Source organism: Bordetella pertussis 18323 (assembly GCF_000306945.1).
GTDB lineage: Bacteria > Pseudomonadota > Gammaproteobacteria > Burkholderiales > Burkholderiaceae_B > Bordetella > Bordetella pertussis.
Genome location: NC_018518.1, coordinates 1,208,130 through 1,229,467 on the forward strand (window position 1 = coordinate 1,208,130; position 21,338 = coordinate 1,229,467).

At 68.4% G+C, this 21,338-nt stretch carries 20 protein-coding genes and 1 pseudogene; 13 read left to right on the plus strand and 8 right to left on the minus strand.

The window, feature by feature from the left end:
• Window position 1: 1 nt before the first annotated feature.
• Both carB and BN118_RS05740 read left to right on the plus strand, forming a co-directional pair.
• A complete protein-coding gene (gene carB / locus BN118_RS05735; protein WP_010930366.1) occupies window positions 2–3,244 on the plus strand; it encodes a carbamoyl-phosphate synthase large subunit in 3,243 nt (1,080 codons plus the stop codon).
• A gap of 150 nt (window positions 3,245–3,394) precedes the next feature.
• Window positions 3,395–4,157 (plus strand): annotated as a pseudogene (locus BN118_RS05740) (SDR family oxidoreductase).
• Window positions 4,158–4,275: 118 nt separating this feature from the next.
• Here BN118_RS05740 and BN118_RS05745 read toward each other — a convergent pair.
• The 5 genes from BN118_RS05745 to BN118_RS20390 are packed head-to-tail and all read right to left on the minus strand — an operon-like array spanning window position 4,276 to window position 8,830.
• Window positions 4,276–4,920, minus strand: a complete 645-nt coding sequence (locus BN118_RS05745) for a histidine phosphatase family protein (RefSeq protein WP_003809593.1) — start codon at window positions 4,918–4,920, stop codon at window positions 4,276–4,278.
• Between the two features lie 10 nt (window positions 4,921–4,930).
• Window positions 4,931–5,830 carry a LysR family transcriptional regulator gene (locus tag BN118_RS05750; RefSeq protein WP_014905611.1) on the minus strand — a complete coding sequence of 300 codons (900 nt, stop codon included), beginning with the start codon at window positions 5,828–5,830 and terminating at the stop codon, window positions 4,931–4,933.
• 47 nt (window positions 5,831–5,877) lie between these two features.
• Window positions 5,878–6,963: an ABC transporter ATP-binding protein gene (locus BN118_RS05755; protein ID WP_014905612.1), complete on the minus strand. Its 1,086-nt coding sequence runs from the start codon at window positions 6,961–6,963 to the stop codon at window positions 5,878–5,880.
• Window positions 6,960–8,669, minus strand: a complete 1,710-nt coding sequence (locus BN118_RS05760; protein WP_014905613.1) for an ABC transporter permease — start codon at window positions 8,667–8,669, stop codon at window positions 6,960–6,962. The genes BN118_RS05755 and BN118_RS05760 overlap by 4 nt, the downstream gene beginning before the upstream one ends.
• Window positions 8,666–8,830, minus strand: coding sequence for a hypothetical protein (locus BN118_RS20390; protein ID WP_162268680.1), 165 nt, complete (start codon window positions 8,828–8,830; stop codon window positions 8,666–8,668). Before BN118_RS20390 ends, BN118_RS05760 begins: the two co-directional genes overlap by 4 nt.
• Before the next feature lie 17 nt (window positions 8,831–8,847).
• Here BN118_RS20390 and BN118_RS05765 point away from each other — a divergent pair, with 17 nt between their 5' ends.
• The 5 genes from BN118_RS05765 to BN118_RS05785 all read left to right on the plus strand — a co-directional run bounded on the left by BN118_RS05765 (window position 8,848) and on the right by BN118_RS05785 (window position 13,283).
• Entirely contained in the window at window positions 8,848–9,798 is a 951-nt protein-coding gene (locus BN118_RS05765; protein WP_005012808.1) for an IS481-like element IS481 family transposase, read from the plus strand.
• A 135-nt stretch (window positions 9,799–9,933) separates the two neighbouring features.
• Complete coding sequence (locus tag BN118_RS21340; protein ID WP_230306691.1) at window positions 9,934–10,242, plus strand: hypothetical protein; 309 nt, start codon at window positions 9,934–9,936, stop codon at window positions 10,240–10,242.
• Window positions 10,243–10,257: 15 nt separating this feature from the next.
• Complete coding sequence (locus tag BN118_RS05775) at window positions 10,258–11,310, plus strand: putative bifunctional diguanylate cyclase/phosphodiesterase (protein WP_019247210.1); 1,053 nt, start codon at window positions 10,258–10,260, stop codon at window positions 11,308–11,310.
• 41 nt (window positions 11,311–11,351) lie between these two features.
• Window positions 11,352–12,413 carry a chorismate synthase gene (gene aroC, locus BN118_RS05780; RefSeq protein ID WP_014905614.1) on the plus strand — a complete coding sequence of 354 codons (1,062 nt, stop codon included), beginning with the start codon at window positions 11,352–11,354 and terminating at the stop codon, window positions 12,411–12,413.
• Window positions 12,414–12,446: 33 nt separating this feature from the next.
• Window positions 12,447–13,283 carry a M48 family metallopeptidase gene (locus BN118_RS05785; RefSeq protein WP_010930369.1) on the plus strand — a complete coding sequence of 279 codons (837 nt, stop codon included), beginning with the start codon at window positions 12,447–12,449 and terminating at the stop codon, window positions 13,281–13,283.
• A gap of 9 nt (window positions 13,284–13,292) precedes the next feature.
• On the opposite strand, the gene mobB is transcribed toward BN118_RS05785, so the two are convergent.
• Genes mobB through mobA form a run of 3 tightly spaced genes read right to left on the minus strand, consistent with a single transcriptional unit; the run spans window position 13,293 to window position 15,731 of the window.
• Window positions 13,293–13,835: a molybdopterin-guanine dinucleotide biosynthesis protein B gene (mobB, locus tag BN118_RS05790; RefSeq protein WP_003812685.1), complete on the minus strand. Its 543-nt coding sequence runs from the start codon at window positions 13,833–13,835 to the stop codon at window positions 13,293–13,295.
• Window positions 13,836–13,848: 13 nt separating this feature from the next.
• Complete coding sequence (gene moeA, locus BN118_RS05795) at window positions 13,849–15,141, minus strand: molybdopterin molybdotransferase MoeA (RefSeq protein WP_010930370.1); 1,293 nt, start codon at window positions 15,139–15,141, stop codon at window positions 13,849–13,851.
• A complete protein-coding gene (mobA, locus tag BN118_RS05800) occupies window positions 15,138–15,731 on the minus strand; it encodes a molybdenum cofactor guanylyltransferase MobA (protein WP_010930371.1) in 594 nt (197 codons plus the stop codon). Before mobA ends, moeA begins: the two co-directional genes overlap by 4 nt.
• A gap of 152 nt (window positions 15,732–15,883) precedes the next feature.
• Here mobA and apbC point away from each other — a divergent pair, with 152 nt between their 5' ends.
• The 6 genes from apbC to BN118_RS05830 all read left to right on the plus strand — a co-directional run bounded on the left by apbC (window position 15,884) and on the right by BN118_RS05830 (window position 21,326).
• Window positions 15,884–16,981 carry an iron-sulfur cluster carrier protein ApbC gene (apbC, locus tag BN118_RS05805; protein ID WP_004567450.1) on the plus strand — a complete coding sequence of 366 codons (1,098 nt, stop codon included), beginning with the start codon at window positions 15,884–15,886 and terminating at the stop codon, window positions 16,979–16,981.
• Between the two features lie 6 nt (window positions 16,982–16,987).
• The gene (locus tag BN118_RS05810) at window positions 16,988–17,548 is read left to right on the plus strand and encodes a DUF3305 domain-containing protein (protein WP_003820494.1); all 561 of its coding nucleotides are present in this window, start codon (window positions 16,988–16,990) and stop codon (window positions 17,546–17,548) included.
• Window positions 17,545–18,225 carry a DUF3306 domain-containing protein gene (locus BN118_RS05815; RefSeq protein WP_010930372.1) on the plus strand — a complete coding sequence of 227 codons (681 nt, stop codon included), beginning with the start codon at window positions 17,545–17,547 and terminating at the stop codon, window positions 18,223–18,225. The genes BN118_RS05810 and BN118_RS05815 overlap by 4 nt, the downstream gene beginning before the upstream one ends.
• A gap of 23 nt (window positions 18,226–18,248) precedes the next feature.
• Complete coding sequence (locus tag BN118_RS05820) at window positions 18,249–20,339, plus strand: 4Fe-4S binding protein (RefSeq protein ID WP_010930373.1); 2,091 nt, start codon at window positions 18,249–18,251, stop codon at window positions 20,337–20,339.
• Window positions 20,336–20,965 (plus strand): TorD/DmsD family molecular chaperone, encoded by a 630-nt coding sequence (locus BN118_RS05825; protein WP_010930374.1) that lies wholly within the window; start codon window positions 20,336–20,338, stop codon window positions 20,963–20,965. The genes BN118_RS05820 and BN118_RS05825 overlap by 4 nt, the downstream gene beginning before the upstream one ends.
• 151 nt (window positions 20,966–21,116) lie before the next feature.
• On the plus strand, window positions 21,117–21,326 hold the full coding sequence (locus BN118_RS05830; RefSeq protein WP_023853518.1) for a hypothetical protein: 210 nt from the start codon (window positions 21,117–21,119) through the stop codon (window positions 21,324–21,326).
• The last annotated feature ends 12 nt before the right edge of the window (window positions 21,327–21,338 follow it).

The following is a 21,338-nucleotide window of genomic DNA, read 5'->3' on the forward strand; positions in this document are numbered from 1 at the left end:
CATGCCCAAGCGTACAGATCTAAAAAGCATCCTCATCATCGGCGCCGGCCCGATCATCATCGGCCAGGCCTGCGAGTTCGACTATTCGGGCGCCCAGGCGTGCAAGGCGCTCAAGGCCGAGGGTTACCGGACCATCCTGGTCAACAGCAACCCCGCCACCATCATGACCGACCCCGAAACGGCGGACGTCACCTATATCGAGCCCATCACGTGGCAAGCGGTCGAGAAGATCATCGAGCGCGAGAAGCCCGATGCGCTGCTGCCCACCATGGGTGGCCAGACCGCGCTGAACTGCGCGCTCGACCTGGCCCACCACGGCGTGCTGAAAAAGCACAACGTCGAGCTGATCGGCGCCAACGAGCACGCCATCGAGAAGGCCGAAGACCGCCAGAAGTTCAAGCAGGCCATGACCGACATCGGCCTGGAATCGGCCAAGTCGGGCGTGGCCCACTCGATGGACGAGGCCTGGGAAGTGCAGCGCCGCATCGCGGCCGACATCGGCACGGCGGGCTTTCCCGTCGTCATCCGCCCCAGCTTCACGCTGGGCGGCTCGGGCGGCGGCATCGCCTATAACGCCGAGGAATTCGAAGTCATCTGCCGCCGCGGGCTGGAAGCCTCGCCGACCAAGGAGCTGCTGATCGAGGAGTCGCTGCTCGGCTGGAAAGAGTTCGAGATGGAAGTGGTGCGCGACAAGGCGGACAACTGCATCATCGTCTGCTCGATCGAGAACCTGGACCCGATGGGCGTGCACACCGGCGATTCGATCACCGTGGCGCCGGCCCAGACGCTGACCGACAAGGAATACCAGATCATGCGCAACGCGTCGATCGCGGTATTGCGCGAGATCGGCGTGGACACCGGCGGTTCGAACGTGCAGTTCGCGGTCAATCCGCAGAACGGCCGCATGATCGTCATCGAGATGAACCCGCGCGTGTCGCGTTCGTCGGCGCTGGCCTCCAAGGCCACCGGCTTTCCCATCGCCAAGGTCGCCGCGCGCCTGGCCGTGGGCTACACGCTGGACGAGCTGCGCAACGAGATCACCGGCGGCGCCACCCCGGCCTCGTTCGAGCCGACCATCGACTACGTGGTCACCAAGGTGCCGCGCTTCGCGTTCGAGAAATTCCCGCAGGCCGATGCGCGCCTGACCACCCAGATGAAGTCGGTGGGCGAAGTCATGGCCATGGGCCGTACTTTCCAGGAGTCGTTCCAGAAAGCCCTGCGCGGCCTGGAAGTCGGCGTGGACGGCCTGAACCAGAAGACCACCGACCGCGAGAAGCTGCAGATCGAGCTGGGCGAGCCCGGCCCCGAGCGCATCTGGTACGTGGGCGATGCCTTCGCCCAGGGCTTCACGCTGGACGAGGTGCACGGCCTGACGCGCATCGATCCGTGGTTCCTGGCGCAGATCAAGGAAATCGTCGACATCGAGCTCGCGCTCGAGCAGAAGACGCTGGCCGATCTCGACTACGCCACCCTGTGGGAGCTGAAGCGGCGCGGTTTTTCCGACCGCCGCCTGGCGTTCCTGCTGGATTCGTCCGAGTCCGAAGTGCGCAAGCTGCGCCACCAGCTCAACGTGCGTCCGGTCTACAAGCGCGTGGACACCTGCGCCGCCGAATTCGCCACCAACACCGCGTACATGTATTCCACGTACGAGGAAGAGTGCGAGTCCCAGCCGACCGACCGCAAGAAGATCATCGTGCTCGGCGGCGGTCCGAACCGCATCGGCCAGGGCATCGAGTTCGACTATTGCTGCGTGCACGCCGCGCTGGCGCTGCGCGAAGACGGCTACGAGACCATCATGGTCAACTGCAACCCGGAAACCGTCTCGACCGACTACGACACCTCCGATCGCCTGTACTTCGAGCCGCTGACGCTGGAAGACGTGCTGGAAATCGTCCACAAGGAAAATCCGGTTGGCATGATCGTCCAGTACGGCGGCCAGACCCCGCTGAAACTGGCGCGCGCGCTCGAGGCCAACGGCGTGTCCATCATCGGCACCAGCCCCGAGTCGATCGACGTGGCCGAGGATCGCGAGCGCTTCCAGAAGCTGCTGAACAAGCTGGGCCTGCGCCAGCCGCCCAACCGCACCGCGCGCACCGAGGCCGAGGCCCTGGCGCACGCCAGCGAGATCGGCTACCCGCTGGTGGTGCGCCCCAGCTACGTGCTGGGCGGGCGCGCGATGGAAATCGTGCACGAGCAGCAGGACCTCGAGCGCTACATGCGCGAGGCCGTCAAGGTCAGCAATGACTCGCCGGTGCTGCTGGACCGCTTCCTGAACGACGCCACCGAAGTCGACGTGGACTGCCTGGCCGACGGCCAGACCGTGTTCATCGGCGGCGTCATGGAGCACATCGAGCAGGCCGGCGTGCACTCGGGCGACTCGGCGTGCAGCCTGCCGCCGTACTCGCTGTCGGCCGAGGTGATCGCCGAGATCAAGCGCCAGACCACCATGATGGCCAAGGCGCTCAACGTCTCGGGCCTGATGAACGTGCAATTCGCCATCCAGGGCGGCGACGTCTACGTGCTGGAAGTGAATCCGCGCGCCTCGCGCACCGTGCCGTACGTGTCCAAGGCCACCGGCCTGCAGCTGGCCAAGATCGCCGCGCGCGCCATGGCCGGCCGCACGCTGGCCGACCAGGGCATCACGCGCGAAGTCGTGCCGCCGTACTTCAGCGTCAAGGAAGCCGTCTTCCCGTTCGTCAAGTTCCCGGGCGTGGACACCATCCTCGGCCCGGAAATGAAGTCGACCGGCGAAGTCATGGGCGTGGGCAACAGCTTCGGCGAGGCCTTCGTCAAGTCGCAGCTGGCCGCCGGCGTGCGCCTGCCCGACTCGGGCACGGTCTTCATCAGCGTGCGGAACCAGGACAAGCCGCGCGCCGTCGAGGTCGCCCGCGGCCTGCACAACCTGGGCTTCAAGCTGGTGGCCACGCGCGGCACCGCCGCCGAGATCGAGGCCGCCGGCATTCCGGTGCAGGTGGTCAACAAGGTCACCGAGGGCCGTCCGCACATCGTCGACATGGTCAAGAACGGCGAAGTCTCGCTGGTGATCAACACCGTCGAAGAGCGCCGCAACGCCATCGCCGACTCGCGCACCATCCGCACCCAGGCGCTGGCCAACCGCATCACGTTCTTCACCACCATCGCCGGCGCGCGCGCCGCGGTGGAAGGCATGCAATTCATGCGCCAGGGGCTGGGCCTGCAGGTCTACCCCTTGCAGGAGCTGCACGCCGGGCTGACCGCGCAGTAAGGCGGCGCCTCGAACGTCCGCCCCATCCACGGCGCCATGCCGGGATGGGTTTTTTTTTTGGTGCCTGTCCCCGCGGGGACAGGCACCGCCGCACAGCCAAGTCCGGTATCCTGGCGCGGACATCCGTTTCCCGATTCCAGGACGACAGGCATGCAGCATGTATTCATCACGGGCGCCAGCAGCGGGCTGGGGCAGGCACTGGCGCGGCGCTACGCCGCCGATGGCGCGCGGCTGGGGCTGCTGGGCCGGCGCGCGCAGGCGCTCGAGGCGCTGGCGTCCAGCCTGCCCGGGCAGCACCGCTGCTATGCCGTGGACGTGCGCGACCGCGCGGCGCTGCACGCGGCCGCGCAGGATTTCATCGCCCATTGCGGCGGGCGGGTCGATGTCGTGATCGCCAGCGCCGGGGTCAGCGCCGGCACGCTGACCGAAGCGGGCGAGGACTACGCGGTGTTCAAGGAAATCGTCGACACCAACCTGCTGGCCACCGTCGCCACCTTCGAGCCCTTCATCGCCGGCATGCGCGCCGCGCGCGCCGGGCGGCTGGTGGGCATCGCCAGCGTCGCGGGCGTGCGCGGGCTGCCCGGCGCCGGCGCCTACAGCGCGTCCAAGGCGGCGGTCGCGACGTATTGCGAAAGCCTGCGGCTGGAGCTGGCGCAGGCCGGCGTGCGGGTGGTGACCATCGCGCCGGGCTATGTGAAGACCGCCATGACGGCCCACAACCCTTATGCCATGCCGTTCCTGATGGAAGCCGACGCTTTCGCCGGGCGCGCCCATGCGGCGATCGCGCGGCGTGTCGTATCGGGTGATTCCCTGGCAGATGGGCGTGGTGGCCAAGCTGATGCGCCTGCTGCCCGACGCCGTCTATGACCGCCTGGCGCGCGACGCGCCGCGCAAGCCGAGGCGAGGGCAGTAGGGGGACGAGCGGCGGCGGTATCCGGAGTGCCTGTCCCCGCATGGGGGAGCGACACCCGCGGCAAGGGTGCCTGTCCCCGCGGGGACAGGCACACGCAGGGCAGGCGCCTGCCGTGGCGTCAGGGGGTTACGTCATTGCCGGTTTCGGCGCCGATGTGCTCGACATCGCCCCAGCCCAGGACTTCCCATTTGCGCTGCGCGATCGCGACGCGGTTGATGCTGACGTTGAGCAGCGCGGCGTAGCGCGGGGCATCCAGGGGCACGCCGCTGGCATGGCGCCAGATGATGTCGAGCGCGCCGCCGTGCGTGACGGCCAGGATGCGTTCGCCGGCGTGGCGGGCCGCCAGGTCGTCGACGGTGGCGATGATGCGCGCCTGGAACTGCCCCAGCGTCTCGCCGCCTTCCAGCGCACGCAGCGGATCGCGGCTGCGCCAGGCCTGCGCGGCCTGCGGCGCCTGCTGTTCCAGGTTCTCCATTTCCAGTCCTTCCAGCACGCCGAAGCCGCGCTCGCGGATGCCGGGCTCGGTGCGTACGCGCAGCTGCAGCGCGGCCGACAGCGAGGCCGCCGTGTCGTGCGCGCGCTTGAGATCGCTGCTGTAGAGCGCGGCGAAGGGGTGTTCGCTGGCTGTATCGCGCAGCCGCTCGGCCAGCAGGCGGGCCTGCTCGCGGCCGGATTCGTTCAGCGGGATGTCCTGCCAGCCTTGCAGGCGGCGTTGGCGGTTCCAGTCGGTTTCGCCGTGTCGGATGAACCAGATTTCAGTCATGCGCTTGTATTCATGTGGCCACGGCGGCGCCGGGCTTCCAGATTTTTTGAATCATGGAGATTAACGCGACCAGCATGGGTTCGCCAGCCTGCTCGGGCGGGGCGATGAAACCCAGCGTGGCGTCGGCGCGCGCCTGGCCCCATACGATGAAGTCGCCGGCGGCCGCGCCGGCCAGGGCGGTTTCCTCGCGCAGCAGGGCGCAGCCGGCGCCGGCGCGCACCAGCGCGTCCAGGTTGGACTGGTCGTCGTTCTGCATCACCACCCGCGGCGCCAGGCCGTGCCGCTCGAACATATCGCGCAACAGCAGGTGCAGGTGGCTGCCGGACGGGCCGTCCAGCCAGGGCAGCTGGGCGATGTCGCGCCAGCCGGCGCGCTTCAGGGTATCGGCCAGCGAGGCGGGCAGGGCGATGCGGTAGCGCACGCTGCGCAGGGCATGCCAGGTCACGCCGCGCGGCGGGTGCGCGACGATGGTCAGCGCGCCGGCCAGCCGCGCCGTGCCGACTTGTTCGAGCAGGGCGGTGGACGGCAGCACGTGGGTTTTCAGTTCCACCAGCGGCAGGTGCTGCCGCAGCGCGGCGGCCAGCTCGCCCAGGCGCAGGAAGTCGGGCTGCTCGCTCGGCACGCCCAGGTCAATCACGCCTTGCAGCTGGCCTTGCAGCTGGCGGGCCTCGGACTTGAGCTGGGCGCCCAGCACCAGCAGCGCCTCGGCGGTGGGCAGCAGCGCTTCGCCGGCCTTGGCCAGGCTAAGCCGGCCCGCGGCCCGGTCGAACAGCGCCACGCCCAGGCTCTGCTCCAGCGCCTTCAATTGGGCGGTGACGGCGGGCTGGGTCAGCGACAGCGCTTCGGCGGCCTTGGTCAGATTGCCCAGGCGGGCGACGGTGACGAAGGCGCGGATCTGGTAGATCTCCATGGCCGCAGTCTACGGCGAGCCGGGGCCCCGGCGCGAGCAGGGGGCGTTCATGCCGCCAGCAGCCTGATCTGGGTGGGCTCCAGGCCCACGGCCACGGGCGCGCCGACGGGAAACGGCGACAGGCCGGCCAGATGGTGCTGGTCCGCCGTCAGCCGCTGTTCGCCGACCTGCACCTGGTAGCGGGTGAACTCGCCCAGGAACTCGCTGCTTTCGACCACGCCGGGCAGCCACACATAGCGCGCGTCGCCCGTGCCGTCGGCCATTTCGATCAGCACCGTGTGGGGCCGGAAACTGGCCGCGAGGCGCCCGGCCTGCGGCGCGTCGCCATTGACCGGCAGGTGCAGCTCGCCCACGCCGTCGACGGCCAGCACCACGCCGCCGCGCGAGCGCTCGCGCACCTCGCCTTCCAGCACGTTCATGGTGCCGACGAAGTTGGCCACGAAGCGGTTGACCGGATAGTCGAACAGCGTGCTGGGCGCGCCGATCTGCTGCACCACGCCATGGTCCAGCACCGCCATGCGGTCGGCGGTGGTCATGGCCTCTTCCTGGTCGTGGGTGACGAAGATGGTGGTGATGCCCAGCCGCCGCTGCAGCGACAGCAGGTCCTGGCGCATCTGCACCCGCAGCTTCTTGTCCAGGTTGGACAGGGGCTCGTCCAGCAGCAGCACCTGCGGCTCGATGACGATGGTGCGCGCCAGCGCCACGCGCTGCTGCTGGCCACCGGACAGTTGGTTGGGACGGCGCCGCCCGAAGTCGGCCAGACCCACGAGTTCGAGCGCGGCGGCGACCTTGTCGCGGATCTCGGCGCGCGGCAGGCGCCGCTCGACCAGGCCGAAGGCAACGTTGTCCCACACCGTCATGTGCGGCCACAGCGCATAGTTCTGGAACACCATGCCGATATTGCGGTCCCAGGGCGGCCTGGCGCCGATGTCGCGGCCGTCGACCAGCAGCTGCCCATGGCTTTGCCGGTTGAAGCCGGCGATCAGGCGCAGCAGGGTGGATTTGCCCGATCCCGACGGGCCGAGCAGGGCGAAGAATTCGCCGGGCTCGATATGGATGCTGATGTCCTTGAGGACTTCGTTCCTGCCATAGGAAAGCCGGATGTTGCGGCATTCGACGCTGACTTTCTTCATGAGGATTCTCCGCTGCGCGCCGGCCGCTGGCGCGCCGAGGCGCGCTCGACCAGCAAGTGAGACACGTAGGTGCCGATGCCGACCGCGACCACGGCCAGCACGCCCAGCGCCGCGCCCGGGCCGCGCCCGGCCGCGCTTTGCATGTACAGGTAGATGCCGTAGCTCATGGGCGCCTGGCTGTCGCGCGTGACCAGCATGATGGTGGCCGACAGCTCGACCGCGGCGGTGATGAAGCTGGTGACGAAGCCGGCCAGCATGCCGCCGGCCATCAGCGGCACGACGATGCGGCGGATGGTGCGCAGCCGGCTGGCGCCCAGCGACTCGGCCGCCTCTTCGAGCGACACGTTGATCTGCTGCAGGGCCGCCACGCACGAGCGCAGCGCATAGGGCAGGCGCCGCACCGAATAGGCGATCATGATCAGCACCCAGGACGAGGTCAACAGCACGCCGGTACCGGGGATTTCCACGCCCCGGAAAGTGCGCAGGTAGCCGATGGCCAGCACGATGCCCGGAATCGCCAGCGCCGCCGAGGCGATGAAGTCCAGCCACTGGCGCGCCGGCAGGCGGGTGCGCAGCATGAGGTAGGCGATGGCGGTGCCCAGCACGACGTCGACGCCGGCGGCCAGGCCGCAGTACAGCAGCGTATTGGCGATCATGCCCTGCGACTCGGTGAAGACCGCGGTGTAGTGGGCGAGCGTGTAGCCGTCGGGCAGCGGCGCATAGCTCCAGACGCTGGCCAGCGACAGCAGCAGCACGCCCAGGTGGGGCGAGAGCACGAGCAGCAGCACCGCGCCGATCCAGGCATAGGCCAGCATCGACTCGACCGGGCGCAGGCGGCGCTTGTGGATGGCGTTGCCGCCCTTTTGCAGGGTCGAGTAGTCCTTGCCCTTGAGCACGCGGGCCGACAGCCACAGCGCCAGGATGGAAAAGCCGATCATGATCACGCTGATCACGTAGCCCAGGGGATCTTCCAGCCCGACCTGGGTGATGCGCAGATAGGCCTGCGGCGCCAGCATGTTGGTGGTGCCCAGCACCAGCGGCGTGCCCAGGTCGTCGAACACCTTGACGAACACCAGCGAGGTGCCGGCCAGGTAGCCGGGCAGCGCCAGCGGAAAGATGATGCGGCAGAACAGCCGGAACCCGCGCGACCCCAGGTTGAAGGCGGCTTCCTCCATCGATCCGTCGATGTTGCGCAGCGCGACCACCAGGTTCATCAGGATGAACGGGAAGTAATGCAGCGATTCGACGAAGATGACGCCGTTCAATCCGTCCATGAAGGGCAGGGTGATGCCGAGCCAGTCGTCCAGCAGCAGATTGACGCTGCCCGAGCGGCCGAAGATCAGCTGCATGGCCACCGCGCCCACGAACGGCGGCATGATCAGCGGCAGCACGCCCAGGGTCTGGATCAGCAGCGCGCCGCGGAACTCGAAGCGCACCGTGAAGTAGGCCAGCGGCACCGCGATCAGCGAGGCCAGCAGCGACGACCAGCCGGCCACGTACAGGCTGTTGAAGAAGGCTTCCTTCATCAGCGGCTGGTTGAAGAAGGCGCCGAAGTGGCCCAGCGTGAAACTGCCGTCGGCGTTGACGAAGGCGGTGTAGAACACCGTGCCCACCGGAAACACCAGGAACAGCGCCAGGAAGGCGAGCACCAGCAAGGCGGCCAGCGCCGGCCCCGCGGGCAGGCGGAAAGTACCCGTAGAGGTCATGAAGATCCCGGATGTGAACGGACGAGGGCCAGGATGCGGGGCGCGCGCGGCGCGCCCCGCGGCGAGGCGGCGGCGCCTAGATGTGAAGATTCAATAGGTTGTATGCATGGTTCATCCGAACCGGATTTGAGAAACTGGAAATCGCCGACCCCCCAGTTCACTCAAGGAGCCCGGCCGGATGAACACCCATAAGCATGCCCGATTGACCTTCCTACGTCGACTCGAAATGGTCCAGCAATTGATCGCCCATCAAGTTTGTGTGCCTGAAGCGGCCCGCGCCTATGGGGTCACCGCGCCGACTGTGCGCAAATGGCTGGGCCGCTTCCTGGCTCAGGGCCAGGCGGGCTTGGCCGATGCGTCCTCGCGCCCGACGGTCTCGCCCCGAGCGATTGCGCCGGCCAAGGCGCTGGCTATCGTGGAGCTGCGCCGCAAGCGGCTGACCCAAGCGCGCATCGCCCAGGCGCTGGGCGTGTCAGCCAGCACCGTCAGCCGCGTCCTGGCCCGCGCCGGTCTGTCGCACCTGGCCGACCTGGAGCCGGCCGAGCCGGTGGTGCGCTACGAGCATCAGGCCCCCGGCGATCTGCTGCACATCGACATCAAGAAGCTGGGACGTATCCAGCGCCCTGGCCACCGGGTCACGGGCAACCGACGCGATACCGTTGAGGGGGCCGGCTGGGACTTCGTCTTCGTGGCCATCGATGACCACGCCCGCGTGGCCTTCACCGACATCCACCCCGACGAGCGCTTCCCCAGCGCCGTCCAGTTCCTCAAGGACGCAGTGGCCTACTACCAGCGCCTGGGCGTGACCATCCAGCGCTTGCTCACCGACAATGGCTCGGCCTTTCGCAGCCGCGCCTTCGCCGCGCTGTGCCATGAGCTGGGCATCAAGCACCGCTTTACCCGACCTTACCGCCCACAGACCAATGGCAAGGCCGAACGCTTCATCCAGTCGGCCTTGCGTGAGTGGGCTTACGCTCACACCTACCAGAACTCCCAACACCGAGCCGATGCCATGAAATCCTGGCTACACCACTACAACTGGCATCGACCCCACCAAGGCATCGGGCGCGCTGTACCCATCTCCAGACTCAACCTGGACGAATACAACCTATTGACAGTTCACAACTAGCCGGAGTCAAGGGCAAAATCTGCCACAAATAGCCCATTCGATTGGGACTGAATCATGCATAATTTCGTGGCAATACGTACAAATAGGAGAAGCGGTGTCTGAAGCCGGGCGCTGTACTCGCGAATAGGGGGCTCAGTGGGCTTGGATGACCTGGTGGGGCAATGGCTGTTGCCGGGCATGGCGCTGGCGGCGGTTGGAGTTTTCTTCTGTATCAAAGGATATTTGCTGCGCCGCCAGATGGCACGCGATGCGCTGACCGATGCGCTGACCGTGGGCGAATTGCGCCGCCGCGTGCATGCGCTGGTGCTCGGCAAGCGCCAGCGTGTATATAGCGGGGCGATGTTCCTGGTAGAAGTGGTGCACCATCCCGAGCTGAGCGCCATGCTCGGCCTCGAAGACAACAAGCTGCTGCTGGCCATGATTGCGCAGCGCTTGCAGATGTAATCCGATTATTTCCAGGTGGCGCGCCATTCTTCGGACTCGTTCATGGTGTGGGCGCCCGATCTGGACCCGCGCTCGGCGCGCGACGTGGCGCCCGAGGTTCTCGATGCGCTGTCGCAGCCGTACGAGTTGCGTGGCCAGCCCCTGATCGTGGGGTTCCGCCTCAGCGGGGCGCTGTATGCCCAGCATGGCGCCTGTTTCGACGAGCTCGAGCGCTCCCTGCATATCGCAATGCTGCACCTGGACGAGAGCGCCGGGGCGGCCTGGAACATGTTCGAGCCGTCCATGCTCGAACACCAGCGTCATTACCAGGGTCTCGAGCACGACCTGCGCGTGGCCCTGGTTTCCTCCTCGATGGATCAGTTCGAGGTCTGCTACCAGCCCGTCTGCGACAGCGTCACCGGCACCATCTACGGCTGCGAGGCCTTGCTGCGCTGGCATCACCCGGTCCATGGCGACGTTTCTCCGGCGCTGGTCATCGAACTGGCCGAGCGTACCGGGCTGATCGTGCCGCTGGGTGCATGGGTGCTGGAGACGGCGTGTTCGCGCGCGATCACCTGGCCGGCGGCCTGGCGCCTGCACGTCAACGTGTCGGTGCGCCAGATGTACGCCGACGAGCTGCCCGCGCAGGTGGCGCTGGCGCTGGCCGCCAGCCGCCTGAGCGCGCAGCGGCTGGTCCTGGAGATCACCGAGTCGCTGTTCATCCAGCAGTACGAGCGCCATGTGGCCACGCTCAATGGCATGCGCGCCAAGGGGGGGCGGGTGGCGCTGGATGACTTCGGCGCGGGCTATTCCAGCCTCACGCACCTGCGCCGGCTGCCGATCGACTGGGTCAAGCTGGATCGCGGCTTCGTGGCCGAGATCGAGTTCGACGCCGTCAGCCGCGAGGTGGTGTCGGCCCTGATGGGGATGTGCCGGGCCCTGGGCCTGGCGGTGGTGGCCGAAGGGGTGGAGACGCCGGCGCAGCGCGAGATCCTCAAGGCGCTGGGGTGTCGGGAAATGCAGGGTTTTCTGCTGGGCAGGCCGGTTTCGGCCGAGCGGATCCGGGAATTGGGCGCGGCAGTGTCATAATCGGGGTTGACCGTAACCCCGTTTTCGCGCGAAGCCTTCTTATGTCCGGCAATACTCTGGGAACCCTTTTCTGCGTCACGAATTTTGGCGAGTCGCATGGCCCGGCCATCGGCTGTGTGGTGGACGGCTGCCCGCCCGGGCTGCCGCTGGAGGCCGCCGACATCCAGGCCGAGCTCGACCGGCGCCGCCCCGGCACGTCGCGCCACGTCACGCAGCGCCAGGAAGCCGACCAGGTCGAGATCCTGTCGGGCGTGTACGAAGGGGTCACCACGGGCACGCCCATCGGGCTGCTGATCCGCAACACCGACGCGCGCAGCAAGGATTACTCCAATATCGCCGACACCTTCCGGCCCGGCCACGCCGACTTCGCCTATTGGCGCAAGTACGGCGTGCGCGACCCGCGTGGCGGCGGGCGCTCGTCGGCGCGCCTGACCGCGCCCACGGTGGCCGCCGGCGCGATCGCCAAGAAATGGCTGGCCAGCCAGTTCGGGGTGCGGGTGCGCGGGTACATGAGCCAACTGGGCCCCATCGCCATCCCGTTCTCCAGCTGGGACGACGTGCCGGGCAATGCCTTCTACGCGCCCAACGCGGCCGTGGTGCCCGAACTGGAAGCCTACATGGACCAGCTGCGCCGCGACGGCGGCTCGGTCGGCGCGCGCATCGAGGTGGTGGCCGAAGGGCTGCCGGCAGGGTGGGGCGAGCCCATCTACGATCGCCTCGATGCGGACATCGCCCACGCCATGATGGGCCTGAACGCGGTCAAGGGCGTGTCGCTGGGCGCTGGCTTCGAGAGCATCGCGCAGCGCGGTTCCGAGCACGGCGACGAGATCACCCCGGAAGGCTTCGCCAGCAATCACGCGGGCGGCGTGCTGGGCGGCATTTCGACCGGCCAGCCGATTACCGTGTCGCTGGCGATCAAGCCCACTTCCAGCATCCGGGTCGAACGGCGCTCGGTCAACCGCGCCGGCGAGCCGGTGATGGTGCAGACTCTCGGCCGCCACGATCCTTGCGTGGGCATCCGCGCCACGCCCATCGCCGAGGCGCTGCTGGCGCTGGTGCTCATCGACCATGCGTTGCGCCAGCGCGCCCAGTGCGGCGGATAGCGCGGCGCATGTGCCTTGCCCAGGGAGGCAACCATGAAACCCGTCATCCAGACTTTCCTGCGCGCCGCCGCCGTGGCCGGCCTGGCGCTGCTGGCCGGCTGCGCCGGCGTCAGCACGACGCAGTCCGGCGCGATCGGCGTGGACCGCACCCAATACATGTCGAGCCTGGTGCCCGAGCAGGCGCTGGTGCAGGAGGCCGGGCAGCAGTATGCCGAGATCGTCCAGGAGGCCCGCGCCAAGGGGCTGCTTGACCGCGACCCGGCGCAATTGTCGCGCGTGCGCGCCATTTCCCAGCGCCTGATCGCGCAGACCGGGGTGTTTCGCGCCGACGCGGCCAACTGGCCATGGGAAGTGCATGTGCTGTCGGTCGACGAGGTCAACGCCTGGTGCATGCCCGGCGGCAAGATTGCCGTCTACACGGGCCTGCTCGCCCATATCAAGCCGACCGACGACGAACTGGCGGCGGTGCTGGGCCACGAGATCGCGCATGCGTTGCGCGAGCACGCGCGCGAGCGCGTCTCGCAGCAGATGGCGACCAGCATCGGCCTGTCGGTGCTGTCCATGGCCACCGGTTCGCCCGGCGCGTCCGACCTGGGCGGCAAGCTGACCGAAGTCATGTTCACCTTGCCCAACAGCCGCACGCACGAGACCGAGGCCGATCGCATGGGCGTCGAACTGGCCGCGCGCGCCGGTTTCGATCCGCGCGCCGCCGTCACGCTGTGGCAGAAAATGGGCGCGGCCGACGGCAATGCGCCGCCGGAGTTCCTGTCCACCCACCCGTCGGCCAGTACCCGCATCGGCGAATTGCAGCAGGCCTTGCAGAAGGTATTGCCGCTGTACGAGCAGGCGCGCGGCCAGGCCGCCAAATAGGCCGCGCGTTCAGGCCGGGCTGACGGGCGCGGCCAGGCGCGCGATCGTGGTGTCCAGCGGCCAGGCCAGGCGCTCGACGAGATCGGCGACCGCGTCGTAGTCGTCCAGGGCCACGCGCGGCAGGGTGCCGTGCGGCGGCGCGGCGTCGCAGGCGATGGCGCCGATGCTCGGGTCGTCGGGGAACAGCCACGGCTTGCCGTTGGCGTGGCGATGCACCTCTATCTTGATATGCGCGTTGCGCTTGAAGCCTTCGACCAGGATGAAGTCGACCGGGCACATGCGCGCCAGCAGCTCGCCCAGCTCGGGTTCGGGTTCGTCGCGCAGTTCGTGCATCAGCGCCCAGCGCGCCGACGAGGCGATCAGCACTTCGGTCGCGCCGGCTTCGCGGTGGCGGAACGAGTCCTTGCCCGGCGTGTCGATATCGAAGGTATGGTGGGCGTGCTTGAGCGTGGAGACGCTGTGGCCGCGTGCCTTCAGGCACGGGATCAGGCGCGAGAGCAATTGCGTCTTGCCCGCGCCGCTCCATCCGGCAAAACCTATGATTCGTGTCATGCTGGTCGGTTCGTCAGATCACGCCGTCGAACGGTAGCACGTCGACCGGCTCGCCGGCGGCGATGTTGCCCTGGTCGTGGTGCAGCACCAGCAGGCCGTTGGCCTGGCTCATGCTGCGCAGGATCCCCGAGCCTTGCGATCCGGTGATCGCCGCCTGCCAGCCGCCGCCTGGCGCCGGCGTCACGATGGCGCGCTGGTACTCGGTGCGGCCGGGTTTCTTGCGGATGGGCTGGGCGGCCACGCAGCGCAGCCAGGGCATGGGCTGCGCGGTGGCGCCGCTCATGGTCAGCAGGGCGTCGCGCACCAGGGCGTAGAAGGTCACCATTACCGCCACGGGATTGCCGGGCAGGCCGAACAGGATGGCGTCGCGGCCGTTGCTGTGGATGCGGCCGATGGCCAGGGGGCGGCCCGGGCGCATCGCGATCTTCCAGAACAGCACGTCGCCCAGCTTGGCCATCACTTTCTTGGTGTAGTCGGCCTCGCCGACGCTGACCCCGCCCGAGGTGATGACCACGTCGGCATTGTCCGCGGCCGCGCTGAACGCGGTTTCCAGCGCGTGCGGGTCGTCGCGCACCACGCCCAGGTCCAGCACTTCCACGCCCAGGCGCTGCAGCATGCTCCAGATGGTGTAGCGATTGCTGTCATAGACGCAGCCTGGGTCCAGCGGCTCGCCGATCGAGCGCAGTTCGTCGCCGGTGGAGAAGAACGCCACGCGCAGGCGGCGCACGACCGGCACTTCCGCCTGGGCCAGCGAGGCCAGCAGGCCGATGTCGGCCGGGCGCAGCACGCGGCCGGCCGTCAGCGCGTTCTCGCCCAGCGCCAGGTCTTCGCCGGCCAGGCGGCGGTTGTCGCCGGGGCGCACGGCGCCGGCCGGTACCACGATGCGGTCGCCGTCCTGGCGCACGAACTCCTGCGGGATCACGGTGTCCAGTCCGTCGGGCATGACCGCGCCGGTCATGATGCGCACGCACTGGCCCGGCCCCACCGTGCCCTGGTAGTTGTCGCCGGCCAGCCCGCTGCCGACCACCCGCAGGGGCGTGTCGGCCCCGCCGGCCAGCTCGGCGCCCGCGAAGGCATAGCCGTCCATGGCCGAGTTGTCGTGGGCCGGGACGTTCAGGGTCGAGACGATGTCGTGCGCCAGCACGCGGCCCAGCGCCGAGCGCAGCGGCAGCCATTCGACCGCGTTCAGGCGCGGGACCAGGCGATCGATGAACTCGCGCGCCTGCGAGATGGGCAGCGCGTCAGGATCGTAGCCATTGACACAGGAAGCGATCTCTTCGAGGCTGGGGGTGGGGGCGTGGTTCATGATTGCAGCTGTCGTAGTTCGGCCAGCGTGTTGGCGCCGGCAAAGGCTTGGGCGTCGTCGAAGCGCACGATGGCGCAGCGGTGCTGGTTGGCCCAGATCTCGGTCTTGCGCTGGCCGCTGTGCAGGAACTCGAGCAGGCTGTCGAGCAGGTCGATGCGCATCAGGCAGAACACCGGCTGGGTGCGCAGGGCGCCATCGGCGGTCGTGGCCGCCATGGCGATCTGCGCGCCTTCGGCGATCAGCGCGTCGGCCAGGCGGCTCACCATGTCGGCCGGGAAGTTCGGCGTGTCGCAGGGCGCGGTCACCATGTACGGCGTCTCGCAGCGTTCCAGGCCGGCGGCAAAGCCTGCCAGCGGGCCGGGAAAATCGGGCAGCGCGTCCGGCCAGACGGGTGCGCCCATGGCCTCGTAGGCGGCCAGGTTGCGGTTGGCGTTGATCATGATATCGCCAACCTGGGGCCCCAGGCGCAGCAGCGTGTGCATGGCCAGCGGCATGCCATGGAAATTCTGCAGGCCCTTGTCCACGCTTCCCATGCGGCTTGCGCGCCCGCCCGCGAGGATCAGGCCGGTGATGTCGTTCTTGTCTATCATGAGAGTGGCTTGTATCCATCAGGCACGATGGCGGCAGTATAGACGACCCCCCGTCGGCCGCAGCGGTGCGCGCTGGGGGGGCTCTGCTAAGATCGGCTTATGGCCGCCACCGTGGCGTGCCCCCCTTTGTCGAACCCCTATCGAAGGCCCAAATGGTCGCCTCTGAATCCATACTGCAAGCGTTGCAAACCGTCATTGACCCCAATACCGGCAAGGACCTGGTCACCACGCGGGCGATCCGCAATCTCGAGGTCAACGGCGCGGACGTGACGTTCGATGCCCAGCTCGGCTATCCCGCCAAGAGCCAGATCCCGGCGCTGCGGCGCGCGCTGATTGCCGCGGCCCGCGGCGTGGCCGGCGTGGACAACGTTTCGGTCAACATGCAAAGCGTCATCGAGACGCACGCCGTGCCGCGCGGCATTGCCCTGCTGCCCAACGTGAAGAACGTGATCGCGGTTGCCTCGGGTAAGGGCGGCGTCGGCAAAAGCACCACCGCCGTCAACCTGGCCCTGGCGCTGGCCGCCGAGGGCGCGCGCGTCGGCCTGCTCGACGCCGACATCTATGGCCCCAGCCAGGCGCAGATGATGGGCATCGAGGGACGCCCGCAGAGCGAAGACGGCAAGACCATGGAGCCGCTGGAAAACTACGGCGTGCAAGTGATGTCGATCGGCTTCCTGGTCGACGCCGACGAGGCCATGATCTGGCGCGGCCCGATGGCGGTGCAGGCGCTCGAACAGCTGCTGCGCCAGACCAACTGGAAGAACCTCGACTATCTCGTCATCGACATGCCGCCGGGCACCGGCGACATCCATCTGACCCTCAGCCAGAAAGTGCCGGTGACCGGCGCGGTCATCGTGACCACGCCGCAGGACATTGCCTTGCTCGACGCCCGCAAGGGGGTGAAAATGTTCGAGAAGGTCGGCGTTCCCATCGTCGGCGTGGTCGAGAACATGGCCGTGCACGTCTGTAGCCAGTGCGGCCATGCCGAACATATCTTCGGCCAGGGCGGCGGCCAGCGGATGGCGCAGGATTACGGCCTGGCCTACCTGGGCGCCTTGCCGCTGGACATCAACATCCGCCAGCAGGCCGACGGCGGCCGGCCTTCGGTGGTGGCCGACCCGGATGGCGAAGTCGCCGGCCTGTACAAGGACGTGGCCCGCCAGGTGGCGGTGGCGGTCGCCGCCATGGGCAAGGACTACTCGTCCAAGTTTTCTTCCATTTCCATCAGCCGCGCGCCCGCGGGCGGGTGACGAACCATGAGCGATACCCTTCCCCTGAGCATGGAAGTCGCGGTGGTGATGCGCAAGGAGCGCATCGTCGGCGAGATGAGCCGTTGGCAGGACAGCCGCTGGGTGCTGGAGGACGTGGTGCCCGACGAGCCTGGCTTCGGCCGCGCGCCGCGCATGCTCTACCACGACGAGAACCAGCAGCGCTGGCTGCATCCGGGGCTTACCGTGCGCCTGTTCAAGGACGACGCGGAAGGGTATCTGCTCAATGTTTCGGCGCCGGCGCCGTGCTGGTTCGTGTTGTGGCGCATGGAGGAGGAGCCTGGCGTGGCCAGCGAGCCGCTGGCGCGGCCCGAGATCGTCACGCTCAGCTACCACGACGCCGGACGCTGGCTCGATGCGCAGGAAACGGTGGAGCAGATCCCCGCTCCGGCGTACATCGTCCAATGGCTGCATGCGTTCGTGCAGGCCCATTACGTGCCGGAACCCAAGCGGCGCCGGCGCCCGGTCAGCTTCCAGCCCCTGCAGGACCGCTTTGGCAACCCGGCCTCGGTCAGCACCACCAAGAAGCGCGGCGGAGGCGAGCCATGAGCCAGGATCCGGCCGGCTTCATAGGCCGCTGGTCGCGCCGCAAGAGCGAGGCGCGCCAGCAGGCCGAGACCGCCGCCGACCCGGCCGCCGGCGTTGCGCAGGCGTCGCTGGCCGATACGCCGTTCGCTGGCGCGCCGGCCGTTGCGGACCGGCCCGAGGAGACGCCCGAACGCGCCGATGCGGCGCCCGTCCAGGCGCCGGGCCCGGCCGCGGATGCCGAAACCGACTTGCCGCTGCCCACCTTGGACGATGTGCGGGCGTTGACGCTGGATTCGGATTTTTCCCGATTCGTGGCGGGAGGCGTGTCGCCCGATGTCAAGAACGCGGCCTTGAAGAAACTGTTCACCGATCCGCATTACAACGTCATGGACGGCCTGGACGTCTACATCGACGACTACACGCAACTGGAGGGTCTGCCCCAGGAGACCGTGCGCAGGATGGCCAGCGCCAAGGTGTTCAAGCTGTTCGAGGAGGACGAGCCCGCGTCGGCGCAGGGCGAGCCGGCGGACGGCGCGTGCGGCCCAGGGCAGCAGGCGCCTGGCGCCATGGCCGAGCCCGACGCCGCGCCGGCCGTGCCCGCGAGCGCGCCGGATGCGATACAGTCCGCCTTGCCGCGCGACGACGCGGCCGGGCCGGCAGACGGCCCGCTTCCCGACGCCGAGCCGCGGCGCGATTGATACAGCCAGGAAGTCTGTTTGCCATGACTACTTTGATCTGCGATTGCAATCGCACGATGCCGCTGCAGCCCGAGGCATTGGGCCAGGCGCTCGGCGAAACGCTGACACTGCACTCCACCTTGTGCCGCCGCGAAGCCGGCGCATTCCAGGCGGCCATCCGCGACGGCCAGGACGTGGTCGTCGCCTGTACCCAGGAAAAACGCCTGTTCGGCGAGCTGGGCGGCGCCACGCAAGGCGCGGTGTCGCCGGTGCGCTTCGTCAACATCCGCGAGACCGGCGGCTGGAGCCGCGACGCCGCCCAGGCCATGCCCAAGCTGGCCGCCTTGCTGGCGGCCGCGCACCTGCCCGAACCCGATCCGGTCGCCACCGTGACGTACAAGAGCGGCGGCCGCCTGCTGATCATCGGCTCGCTGGACCAGGCCGAGCAGGCCGCGGCCTTGCTGGACGACGTGCTCGATGTCACGTTGTTCGGCCAGGGGCCGGGCCGCGCGGGCGGCGCCCAGGAGCGCCGCTACCCCGTGCTGAGCGGACGCATCGACAGCCTGCAGGGCTGGCTGGGCGCGTTCGAGTTGCGCTGGACCCGCGGCAACCCGATCGACCTGGACCTGTGCACGCGCTGCAACGCCTGTATTAGCGCTTGTCCGGACGGCGCCATCGGCCTGGACTACCAGGTCGACACGGCCCGATGTACCTCGCACCGGGCCTGCGAGCAGGCCTGTACCGTGGCGGGCGCGATCGATTTCTCGCGTTCGCCGGAAAACTTCACCGACCAATACGACCTGGTGCTGGACCTGGGCGGCACGCCGCTGTTCACCCAGCACGCGCCGCCGCAGGGCTATTTCGCCTGGGGTGGCCAGGCGCCCGCGACCTTGCTGCGTTTGCGCGAGCTGGTCGGCGAATTCGAAAAGCCCAAATTCTTCGACTACCGCCAGCAACTGTGCGCGCATAGCCGCAACGAAACCGTCGGCTGCCGCGCCTGTATCGATATCTGCTCGGCGCGCGCCATCAGCAGCGACAGCCACCACCAGCGCATCGTCGTCAATCCCAGCCTGTGCGTCGGGTGCGGGGCCTGCACCACCGTCTGCCCCAGCGGCGCGTTGACCTACACCTATCCGCGCGCGACCGACCAGGGCTCGAAGCTGCGCACGCTGCTGGCGACCTACGCCAAGGCCGGCGGCCAGGACGCGATGCTGCTGCTGCACAGCCAGCAGGAGGGCGCACGCCTGGTCGAGCAACTCGGCCGCCAGGCGGCGCTCAAGCAGGCCGATGGCGTGCCGGCCAACGTCATCCCGATGGCGCTGTGGCACACGGCCAGCGTCGGGCTGGACCTGTGGCTGTCGGCGGTGGCGTTCGGCGCGCGCCACATCGCCGTGCTGACCACCGCCGAAGAGGCGCCGCAATACCTGGAGGGCCTGCAGGCACAATTCGCGCAGGCGCAGGCCATCCTGAACGGGCTGGGCTATGCGGGCATCCACCTGAGCCTGGTGCCGGCCGATACGCCGCAGGCGCTCGATGCCGCGCTGCGGCAGTTGGCGCCCGCCCAGGGGCCGGCCGTGGCGGCGCGCCATGCGGTCGTGCAGGAAAAGCGCAGCACGCTGGACCTGGCGCTGGATCACCTGGTGGCGCATGCCCCGGCGCCCGCGCCCGAGAGCATCGCGCTGCCGGCCGGCGCGCCGGGCGCGGGAGCGCCATTCGGCACCGTGGCCGTCGACAGCGACGCCTGTACCTTGTGCATGAGCTGCGTCAGCGCCTGTCCGTCCAACGCCTTGCTGGACAACCCGCAGTCGCCGCAATTGCGCATGGTCGAGAAGAACTGCGTGCAGTGCGGCCTGTGCGCCACCACCTGTCCCGAGAACGCCATCACGCTGGTGCCGCGCCTGCTGCTTGCGCCGCGGCGCCGCGAAGCCGTGGTCCTCAACGAAAGCGCGCCGTTCCATTGTGTGCGCTGCAACAAGGCTTTCGGCACCCAGAAGGGGGTCGAAGCCATGCTGGGCCGCCTGGGCGGCCACGCCATGTTCCAGGGCGCGGCGCTGGAACGGCTGAAAATGTGCGGCGACTGCCGCGTGATCGATCTGTATTCCGCCGAAAACGAAACCCGGATCACCGACCTATGAACGTATCCGTCACTTTCGCCTCCATCGCCGCCCCGGGCTTCGACGAAGAGGTCGCCCGCGCCGAGATCTACGGGCTGCTGGCGCAGCTGTACTATGCGCCGCCGCCGTCCGACCTGCTTGCGCAGCTGCGCGCCGCGCCCAGGCAGGCGCCCGACCAGGGCGGCTTTCTCGAGGCCTCGTGGCAGGCGCTGGTTGCCTGCGCGGCCGAGATGGGCGATGACGCGGTGCGGGCCGAATACGACGCTTTGTTCGGCGGCGTCGGCAAGCCCGATATCTACCTCTTCGCCTCGCACTACCTGACGGGCTTCCTGAACGAAAAGCCGCTGGTGGGGCTGCGCGACGACCTGGCCGCGCTGGGCCTGCGGCGCGACGCGGCCATGTCCGAGACCGAGGACCACATCGCCTATCTGTGCGAGGTGATGCGCTACCTGATCGCCGGCGATGATGTCGCCGTGGCCAATCTGACGCAGCAGCGCCAGTTCCATGCGCGCCACCTGCGGCCCTGGATCGCGGATTTGTGCGATGCGATCGCGGCCCATCCCGCGGCGCGCTTCTACGGCGCGCTGGCCGAATTCACCCGCGCGTTCTTCAGCGTGGAGGCCCAGGCCTTCGACATGATGGCCTGATGTTCCAGGGGCCGCGCGCCCCAGATGAAATCGGTTCGTATTCAAGCTGCTGCATGCGGGCACCGCACCATGGCGTGCGGTTGTCGGAAGCTATATGCCGGGGTACATTATGCAAAGAATTTCATATCCAGTTGTCCGGAAGGAGTCAGCCATGTCGCAACGTCAACCCAACTTGTCGCGTCGTGCGTTCTTCGCCGGCGCAGCGACGGTAGGCGCCGCCGCTGTCGGTGCGACCGTGCTTCCCGGCGCGCGGCCCGAGGCGTCCGGCGAGTCGGCTGCGGCCGCCAAGCCGCCCGCGGCAGGAGGCGGCTACCGCCTGAGCGAACACGTCAAGCGCTACTACAAAACCACCCTCGTTTGATACCGGAGCCCG

Coding starts and splice junctions, on each gene's coding strand:
- carB (WP_010930366.1), top strand. CDS start 2: ATGCCCAAGCGTACAGATCTAAAAAGCATCCTCATCATCGGCGCCGGC.
- BN118_RS05745 (WP_003809593.1), bottom strand. CDS start 4,920: ATGACTGAAATCTGGTTCATCCGACACGGCGAAACCGACTGGAACCGC.
- BN118_RS05750 (WP_014905611.1), bottom strand. CDS start 5,830: ATGGAGATCTACCAGATCCGCGCCTTCGTCACCGTCGCCCGCCTGGGC.
- BN118_RS05755 (WP_014905612.1), bottom strand. CDS start 6,963: ATGAAGAAAGTCAGCGTCGAATGCCGCAACATCCGGCTTTCCTATGGC.
- BN118_RS05760 (WP_014905613.1), bottom strand. CDS start 8,669: ATGACCTCTACGGGTACTTTCCGCCTGCCCGCGGGGCCGGCGCTGGCC.
- BN118_RS05765 (WP_005012808.1), top strand. CDS start 8,848: ATGAACACCCATAAGCATGCCCGATTGACCTTCCTACGTCGACTCGAA.
- aroC (WP_014905614.1), top strand. CDS start 11,352: ATGTCCGGCAATACTCTGGGAACCCTTTTCTGCGTCACGAATTTTGGC.
- BN118_RS05785 (WP_010930369.1), top strand. CDS start 12,447: ATGAAACCCGTCATCCAGACTTTCCTGCGCGCCGCCGCCGTGGCCGGC.
- mobB (WP_003812685.1), bottom strand. CDS start 13,835: ATGACACGAATCATAGGTTTTGCCGGATGGAGCGGCGCGGGCAAGACG.
- moeA (WP_010930370.1), bottom strand. CDS start 15,141: ATGAACCACGCCCCCACCCCCAGCCTCGAAGAGATCGCTTCCTGTGTC.
- mobA (WP_010930371.1), bottom strand. CDS start 15,731: ATGATAGACAAGAACGACATCACCGGCCTGATCCTCGCGGGCGGGCGC.
- apbC (WP_004567450.1), top strand. CDS start 15,884: ATGGTCGCCTCTGAATCCATACTGCAAGCGTTGCAAACCGTCATTGAC.
- BN118_RS05810 (WP_003820494.1), top strand. CDS start 16,988: ATGAGCGATACCCTTCCCCTGAGCATGGAAGTCGCGGTGGTGATGCGC.
- BN118_RS05815 (WP_010930372.1), top strand. CDS start 17,545: ATGAGCCAGGATCCGGCCGGCTTCATAGGCCGCTGGTCGCGCCGCAAG.
- BN118_RS05820 (WP_010930373.1), top strand. CDS start 18,249: ATGACTACTTTGATCTGCGATTGCAATCGCACGATGCCGCTGCAGCCC.
- BN118_RS05825 (WP_010930374.1), top strand. CDS start 20,336: ATGAACGTATCCGTCACTTTCGCCTCCATCGCCGCCCCGGGCTTCGAC.
- BN118_RS05830 (WP_023853518.1), top strand. CDS start 21,117: ATGTCGCAACGTCAACCCAACTTGTCGCGTCGTGCGTTCTTCGCCGGC.